Raw genomic sequence first — 7,729 nt, 5'->3', positions numbered from 1 at the left:
CCACGACCTGCTGATTACAAATCAGCTGCTCTAGCCAGCTGAGCTACATCGGCGTCATTACGGGTGCAAATATAAAGCGGTTTTTCGTTTTCCCAAAATAAATTTGCACTTTTTTACACTTTTTTTTGCTTATAGTGCGTTGATTTTTTCAATCAATTGATTAGCAGTTTGTTCTAATTCAATATTGATTTGCTTAAAGTGTGCTTTTTTATTTTCAACGTTTTTAGCGTTCACTTTTGTAATCAAAGTATCAAATGCAGCGATAGCTTCATCGATTAAAGCATTCGTTTCCGGAGTAGGATTTCCTGATGTAGACATCTCAAACAAATAAACTGCCTCAATAATATCTCCTAATACGAAATTGATGTCTTTCTTTAAATTTTTAACGTTTGCCATTTTATTATAATTTTAATTTGCGTCTGCAAAAGTACAGATTATCTTTCGATTATGTGTTAAGAAATGTAAATTTCTAAAATTGAAGCATTTCCGTCCAGAATAAAATTATTTACACTTGCCGGAACCAAAACTGTATCTCCTTTCACATAAGTACCGCTAAACCCAGCATATTCGATTTCAAAACTTCCTTCGATACACATATAAACCGTAAAAGTTTCTCCAGATTTTGAAACCCCCACTTTATCTTCCAGCGGAATAAAATTGGTTGTAAAATAAGGACAGTTTACCACTACATTTGAAGTATTAGTTTTAGAATCATACTTTTTCTGAGTATCGACTTTATTGTAGTTTATAGCATCCAGCGCTAAATCTACGTGCAGTTCTCTTTTATTTCCCTGAGCATCTGTACGGTCAAAATCGTATAAGCGATAGGTAATATCCGATGTCTGCTGAATTTCGGCAACCACTAATCCGGCACCAATAGCATGAACTGTTCCGGTTTCTAAAAAGAAAACATCTCCGGCTTTTGCTTTTACATCGTCTAAAATAGAAACTAAGGTATTATCATTTAAATGTTTTACGTATTCCTCTTTACTTGAATCTTCTTTAAAACCTACAATAATTCTGGAATCAGTATCGGCCTGCATAACATACCACATTTCGGTTTTACCAAATGAATTATGACGTTCTTTTGCCAGTTTATCATTAGGATGCACCTGGATAGAAAGATCTTCACGGGCATCTAAATATTTAAAAAGCAATGGAAACTGTTTTCCAAAACGCTCATAAACTCTTGTTCCCAAAATTTCATCTGGCGTTTCATTAATAAGCTCCATTAATGATTTTCCTTTTAAGTCTCCGTTAGCAACAGTGCTTACATCTCCTTCAACGGTCGACAATTCCCAGCTTTCACCGGTAATTTTAGAAGTGATCGGTTTGTTTAATAATGTTTTTAATTTCTCGCCTCCCCAGATTCTTTCTTTAAGGATTGGCTCAAATTGTAAAGGGTACAAAGTTGGTTTCATATTTTAATTTTAAGGGCAAATATCTATATTAATTAAACAACGATCTAATACTATTTTTCAAATCTACAATACTAATTCTTTTATTATTTCGAGGGCTTTCGGAATATGTCTGGCAGCATTCATACTGTCAAAAATATAAATCACGACTCCGTTCCTGTCGATAATAAAAGTGACTCTTCCGGGTATAAGTCCAAACAAATTATTTTTCACACCAAAAAGATGCCTTAATCGTTTGTCTTCATCTGAAAGTAAAATAAAAGGCAGCTGATGTTTATTGGCAAATTTATGGTGCGATTTTACACTATCAGCACTAATACCAATTACTTCTGCTCCTAAATCTTTAAAATCTTCATATTGGTCCCTAAAGCTGCAGGCTTCTGTAGTACAGCCCGGAGTATTATCTTTAGGGTAAAAATAAATCACTAAAGGTTTGCGTCCTAAAACACTTTTGCTTTCAAAAACTTCTCCGTGACTATCTTTGGCAGTAAAATTCGGAACTATATCTCCTATTTTTAATGACATTTATTATCCTCCTTTATAAGTTACAAAATTGCGGTCTGTTTCATAAAGCACGACTTCTAAATCAAAATCGGGCTGAATTCTTTTTCTGATTTTATTCCATATCACAACGGCGATATTTTCGGCTGTTGGATTCAAATCCTGAAATTCCGGAACATCCAGATTCAGGTTTTTGTGATCAAACGGAATTTCTACTTCTTCCAGTATGATATCCGCTAATACTTTCACATCTAAAACAAAACCAGTTTCCGGGTCAATTTTTCCTGTAACACTTACTGTTAAACCATAATTATGACCATGAAAATTGGGATTGTTACACTTTCCAAAAACGGCATTGTTTTTTTCTAATGACCAGTCCTTCCTATGCAGTCGATGTGCAGCATTAAAATGTGCTTTTCTTGATATGGTTACTCTCATTTAGGTCTTTGGTTGGTTTGGTTTATAATTTATGGTCTTCGAGATAATGATCAAATTCGTCAAAAATGATCTTAAACCATACGGTGTAAATTTCGGGCTGTTTTTCAATATCTGCTTTTACGTCTTCAATACTCATCCATTTCCAGTTTTCTACCTCATCCGGGTTTATATTGGGCTCTTCATTATAATACCCAATCATTACATGATCGAGTTCATGCTCAGTTAAACCATTATCAAAAGGTGCTTTGTAAATAAAATGAAAAAGCTCTTTTAATTCGGCTTTAAACCCCATTTCCTCAAACAACCTGCGGCTTCCGGCTTCTATATTGGTCTCGCCTTCACGCTGGTGGCTGCAGCAGGTATTGGTCCAGAGTAAAGGAGAATGGTATTTATGATGCGCTCGCTGCTGAAGCATAATTTCATTCTTACTGTTTAAAATAAAAACCGAAAAAGCACGGTGCAAAAGCGCTTTTTCATGTGCTTCCAATTTTGGCATCAGACCAATTTGTTCATCGTTCTGATTAACTAATATTACGTTTTCTTCTGTCATAAGGCTTCTTAAGCAAACAAAAATACGAAAAAAGAAATGGCTTAAAAATGCTGTTACAAGTTTGTCAAAAGCTTAATCTGAACGCAATTCCTATTTTACTGATTTACAATATACTATTTCAAACTAAAATTAAAAGCCGTTAAAATTAAGACATAAAAACTACAATGCCTTGTTTTACGTAACTAATAAAAAGTTAAAACACACTTAAAAAAATCTCAATTCTCACCAAGAGCGTATTTTGAGCCTAAATCTCAGCGTATCTTTGAAGTACCTTTAAAGCATCCAAGAACATATGAAATCTAAAAACCTAATTTTCAGCCTTTGTTTCCTCATTCCGCTTTTTATACTGCAGGCCTGCGGACAAAATACCAAAAATAAATCTTCGGACTATGTTACGGTTAAAAACAAAATCAGTAAACCCGGAAATCCCTATTACTCCAATACCGACACCACAAAACTGAACGTAAGCAATGCCGAATGGAAAAAAGTACTTCCTGAGGATGTTTATGCGGTAATGCGTGAAGCCGATACCGAAAGGCCTTTTACCGGAAAATACTGGAATACCGATGAAAAAGGGACTTATTACTGTGCTTCCTGCGGGAACCTGCTTTTCAGATCGACCGCTAAATTTTCGAGCAGCTGCGGCTGGCCGAGTTTCTTTGAACAGGAAAACAAAAAAAGCATTGTTTTTAAAGAAGATAATTCACTGGGAATGGAAAGAATCGAAACACTATGCGGCCGCTGCGGCGGTCATTTAGGACATATATTTGACGACGGTCCCGAACCCACCGGAAAACGTTACTGCATGAACTCGATTGCCCTTGATTTTATTCCCGACTCTAAATAAATCTCCCAATGAAAAATATACTTTTAGTCTGTCTTTTTGCTTTGTCAATCAGCGGATTTTCTCAAAATAAAAAATCGGCCAATTTAGAAACCATTACACTTGGCGGCGGCTGTTACTGGTGTGTCGAAGCCGTTTATGAAAACCTTGACGGAGTCAAATCTGTAGTTTCGGGCTTTTCAGGAGGTAAAACTTCAAATCCGAGTTATGAAGAAGTCTGTACCGGAACAACAGGCCACGCCGAAGTAGTTCAGATTACATACGACAAAAACATAACAGATATTAACGAGATTTTTAAAGTCTTTTTTACCGTTCACGATCCTACCACTTTAAACCGCCAGGGCGCCGATGTCGGGACACAATACCGCTCTGTTATTTTCTATAAAAACGAAGAACAGAAAAAAGCAGCCCAAAGCATTATTGCCGAACTAAATAAAGCAAAAGTGTACAATAGTCCTATAGTAACCAAAGTCGAAGCTTTTAAAGTTTTTTACAAAGCCGAAGATTACCATCAGAATTATTATGCCAACAACAAAAACCAGCCGTACTGCAAAATGGTAATCCAGCCTAAATTGGAAAAATTTGAAAAAGTCTTCAAAGACAAACTCAAAAAGAAATAAAACCAAAAAAGGGAAATGAATCCAGACAGACTCATTTCCCTTTCTTTTTACTATAAATTTTAAAAATTATTTAGTGACTTTTTTAAATCGCATTACCGACACATCACCCTGGATTAAATTCAGCTTTCCGTCTTTATCAATAGCATAACTGGTAATTTTTTTCATCTGCTGTAAAAACTGCTGTTCACCTCCCCCTTCACAAAACATCATCGTAGCGGGTCCCGGCTCTCCAAAAGTTATTTTTTTACCGCTCAAGTTATAAGGCGCACTATAGCCGTTGCATCCATTATTGCCATACACTTTTGTTTCTTTCTGATCAAAAGTAATTTGCGGTTTCTTATTTGGATACAATCCCTCAAAAGCAATTCTGGGCCCGGAAATATATTCCAGTTCCCAGGTAGTATCATAAATGCCGGCTGTTGCTGCAGTATCTTTCGATGCTTTACAGGAAGCCAATAATACGGTTAAAACTGAAACGACTGCAATGGTATATTTTTTCATAAAACACACTTTTAAAAGATTAATACAATTTGTTTTTGAAAACTAAAAAAGCTTCCGGACTTCCGTTCTCAATATTCGTGCCCGAATACTGTATTTTCGCAATCAGAATTTATTTTAAAACAGAATTTTCCTATACTAAATTAATGAATTTTATTCAAAACACTAATAACCAACACTTTATTTAAAGTCTTATGATTGCATTTTTTTTGTACTTTGCAACGATCAAAAAACCAAAAGTCATTTATAAAAAATCAGAAAAATGAAACCGTTATTAGTACTATTTGCCTTTTTATTCAGTGTATGGCAGACACATTCACAGGAAAACCTTCCAACGGACTATTTAACAAAGGAGTTTCATAAAGGGCGTCGTGAGGCTTTTAGAAATTTAATGCCTGCTAATTCTGCAGCCATTGTTTTTTCGTATCCGGAAAGGGTATTCTCAAAAGACGTTAATTACCTCTATCACGCAAATCCTGATATGTATTATTTAACCGGTTATAAAGAACCAGACGCTGTTTTACTAATTTTTAAAGAACCGCAGGGAACCGAAAAATACAATGAGATTCTTTTTGTAAGAGAAAGAAATGCTAACAGGGAAATGTGGACAGGAAGACGTTTAGGCATTGAAGGTGCGAAATCGAAGTTAGGCTTTACAACAGTTTACAACGGCAAAGAGTTTAAAGATTTTGCTGTCGATTTTAAAAAATTTGACAAAATCATCTATGATAAAATCCCCACAGATGTTGAAATAAATAACAATCCGGACAATCTGTATTCGTTATTACAATCCTTTAAAGCAAAAGCCGGAATCACAAAAGAAGACGTAACTTCACTGGAATATTTCAGAACCATAACCAATTCACTCCGCGAGATCAAAACTCCCGAAGAATTAGTGTTAATGCGTAAAACTGTTAAACTTTCCTGTATTGCCCACAACGAGGTAATGAAAGCAGTGGGACCGGACATGAGCGAGAATGAAGCCGACGGAATCCATGCGTATGTTCACAGGCATTATGGTGCCGAAGGTGAAGGATATCCTCCCATTGTAGGCGCCGGAGCAAATGGCTGTATTTTACATTACAATGACAACAACGCCACTAAAATTGACAATCAATTACTATTAATGGATGTAGGGTCTGAATATCACGGCTATTCTGCCGATGTTACCCGAACCGTTCCGGCAGACGGAAAATTTACGGAAGAACAAAAAGCCATCTACCAGATTGTATACGAAGCACAGGAAGAAGTTTTTAAAATCTGCAAAGAAGGAACTCCTGTTCAGGATTTAAACAAAAAATCGAAAGAAGTTGTTGCCGCCGGATTAATAAAACTCGGAATCATTACAGATCCTCAGGATGTCCGCATTTATTATCCGCATGGCTGTTCACACTTTCTTGGTCTGGACGTTCATGATAAAGGGAATTATATGGGGAACTTAAAAGAAAATATGATCCTGACGGTTGAACCCGGCATTTATATCCCGGCCGGCAGTAAGTGTGATAAAAAATGGTGGAATATTGGGGTTCGTATTGAAGACGATATCCTGATCAAAAAAGATTCATATGAAAACCTTTCGGCAGAATCTCCAAGAAAATGGCAGGATATTGAAGCGCTGGCCAAACAAAAAAGTGGTTTTAATGACATGAAATTTCCTAAAATCTAATTTCAAAATTTTTCTTAACACATAGAAACATAGTTTTTTTTTATCTATAAAAGGATAAAATAAGAAGCTGGCTTCTACACATAGCTATGTGAATTTATGCAAGTGAAATGGCCTTTCACCACAAAGCTAAACTATGCTTCTATGTGTTAAAACCATAAATTCAGAACACAGCAACTACTAATTTTTCCCGTACTTTGTATTCCTAAACAAATTAAAAAATGAAAGCACTTACCTTCTCTTCTTTTGGGAATTCAGATGTTTTAGAATATATAGAAATTCCGGATCCCCAATTGCGAAACGACGAAATTTTAGTTGAAATGAAAGCCATCGGATTAAATTTTGCCGATGTTTACCGTCGAAAGGGAAATTACCATTTAAAAGGAAATCCGCCTTTTATTGCCGGTTACGAAGGCGCCGGAATCGTTGTCGACGCTAATAATCATCCGGAATACAAAGTCGGCGACCGTGTAGCCTTTGCTGATGTCCCTTTTGCGAATGCAGAATTGACTGCAGTTAATGTGAATCATGTTTTACCATTGCCTGAAAATATTTCGTTTGAAACCGCGGCAGCTGTTTTATTACAGGGATTAACAGCTCATTATCTGGCTGCAGACAGCCATAAAACAGTAGAAGGAGAAATTGTATTAATTCATGCCGTTGCCGGAGGAGTCGGCCAGATCTTAACACAGATCAGTAAACTTTTAGGTGCAGTAGTTATTGGTTTAACCTCATCTGCTGAAAAAGCAAAAATTGGTTTTGAACAGGGCGCGGATCATGTTTTTCTTTATAATGAGGACTGGAAAACTGAAGTTTTCAAAATTGCTCCAAAAGGCGTTGATGCTGTTTATGACAGCATTGGAAGTACCCTTATGGAAAGTTTTGAAGTTACCAAAGAATGCGGACAAGTTGTTTTCTTCGGAATGGCCGGCGGAGATCCTGCACCAGTCGATCCAAGAATGTTGATGGACGGTTCCAAAACGCTAACCGGAGGTGATTTATGGAGTTATCTAAATTCTAAAGAAGAAAGAATTAAAAGGTCCAGTCAGTTATTCAGCTGGATTACCGAAGGAAAAATCAAACTTTCTGAACCGACTTCTTTTAAATTATCAGAAGGAAAACTGGCACATGATTTTCTGGAAAGCCGAAAAAGCACCGGAAAAATCATTTTGATACCGTAAATTTTTCTGCCACGAA

The 7,729-nt window shown here is 36.3% G+C and carries 10 protein-coding genes; 4 read left to right on the top strand and 6 right to left on the bottom strand.

The window, feature by feature from the left end; genetic code table 11:
• Positions 1–129 precede the first annotated feature (129 nt).
• The 5 genes from ACODST_RS11740 to idi all read right to left on the bottom strand — a co-directional run bounded on the left by ACODST_RS11740 (position 130) and on the right by idi (position 2,907).
• A complete protein-coding gene (locus ACODST_RS11740) occupies positions 130–396 on the bottom strand; it encodes a hypothetical protein (RefSeq protein WP_488932286.1) in 267 nt (88 codons plus the stop codon).
• A 56-nt stretch (positions 397–452) separates the two neighbouring features.
• Positions 453–1,421 (bottom strand): type I phosphomannose isomerase catalytic subunit, encoded by a 969-nt coding sequence (locus ACODST_RS11735; protein ID WP_488932285.1) that lies wholly within the window; start codon positions 1,419–1,421, stop codon positions 453–455.
• Between the two features lie 63 nt (positions 1,422–1,484).
• On the bottom strand, positions 1,485–1,943 hold the full coding sequence (locus tag ACODST_RS11730; RefSeq protein ID WP_488932284.1) for a peroxiredoxin: 459 nt from the start codon (positions 1,941–1,943) through the stop codon (positions 1,485–1,487).
• Positions 1,944–1,946: 3 nt separating this feature from the next.
• Positions 1,947–2,357 (bottom strand): 6-carboxytetrahydropterin synthase, encoded by a 411-nt coding sequence (locus ACODST_RS11725; RefSeq protein ID WP_488932283.1) that lies wholly within the window; start codon positions 2,355–2,357, stop codon positions 1,947–1,949.
• A 22-nt stretch (positions 2,358–2,379) separates the two neighbouring features.
• A complete protein-coding gene (idi, locus tag ACODST_RS11720) occupies positions 2,380–2,907 on the bottom strand; it encodes an isopentenyl-diphosphate Delta-isomerase (protein WP_488932282.1) in 528 nt (175 codons plus the stop codon).
• A gap of 292 nt (positions 2,908–3,199) precedes the next feature.
• Here idi and msrB point away from each other — a divergent pair, with 292 nt between their 5' ends.
• A complete protein-coding gene (gene msrB / locus ACODST_RS11715) occupies positions 3,200–3,754 on the top strand; it encodes a peptide-methionine (R)-S-oxide reductase MsrB (protein WP_488932281.1) in 555 nt (184 codons plus the stop codon).
• 8 nt (positions 3,755–3,762) lie between these two features.
• Complete coding sequence (gene msrA / locus ACODST_RS11710; protein ID WP_488932280.1) at positions 3,763–4,371, top strand: peptide-methionine (S)-S-oxide reductase MsrA; 609 nt, start codon at positions 3,763–3,765, stop codon at positions 4,369–4,371.
• A gap of 66 nt (positions 4,372–4,437) precedes the next feature.
• Here the strand turns inward: msrA and ACODST_RS11705 are convergent, their stop codons facing one another.
• Positions 4,438–4,872, bottom strand: a complete 435-nt coding sequence (locus ACODST_RS11705; RefSeq protein WP_488932279.1) for an META domain-containing protein — start codon at positions 4,870–4,872, stop codon at positions 4,438–4,440.
• A gap of 259 nt (positions 4,873–5,131) precedes the next feature.
• On the opposite strand from ACODST_RS11705, the gene ACODST_RS11700 reads away from it, so the two are divergent.
• Positions 5,132–6,535 carry an aminopeptidase P N-terminal domain-containing protein gene (locus ACODST_RS11700; RefSeq protein WP_488932278.1) on the top strand — a complete coding sequence of 468 codons (1,404 nt, stop codon included), beginning with the start codon at positions 5,132–5,134 and terminating at the stop codon, positions 6,533–6,535.
• A 218-nt stretch (positions 6,536–6,753) separates the two neighbouring features.
• On the top strand, positions 6,754–7,713 hold the full coding sequence (locus ACODST_RS11695; RefSeq protein ID WP_488932277.1) for a quinone oxidoreductase family protein: 960 nt from the start codon (positions 6,754–6,756) through the stop codon (positions 7,711–7,713).
• The last annotated feature ends 16 nt before the right edge of the window (positions 7,714–7,729 follow it).

This window comes from Flavobacterium sp. FG19 (assembly GCF_057809475.1).
The sequence above is the reverse complement of the archived record's forward strand: the minus strand, read 5'-3'. Positions and strand labels throughout refer to the sequence as shown.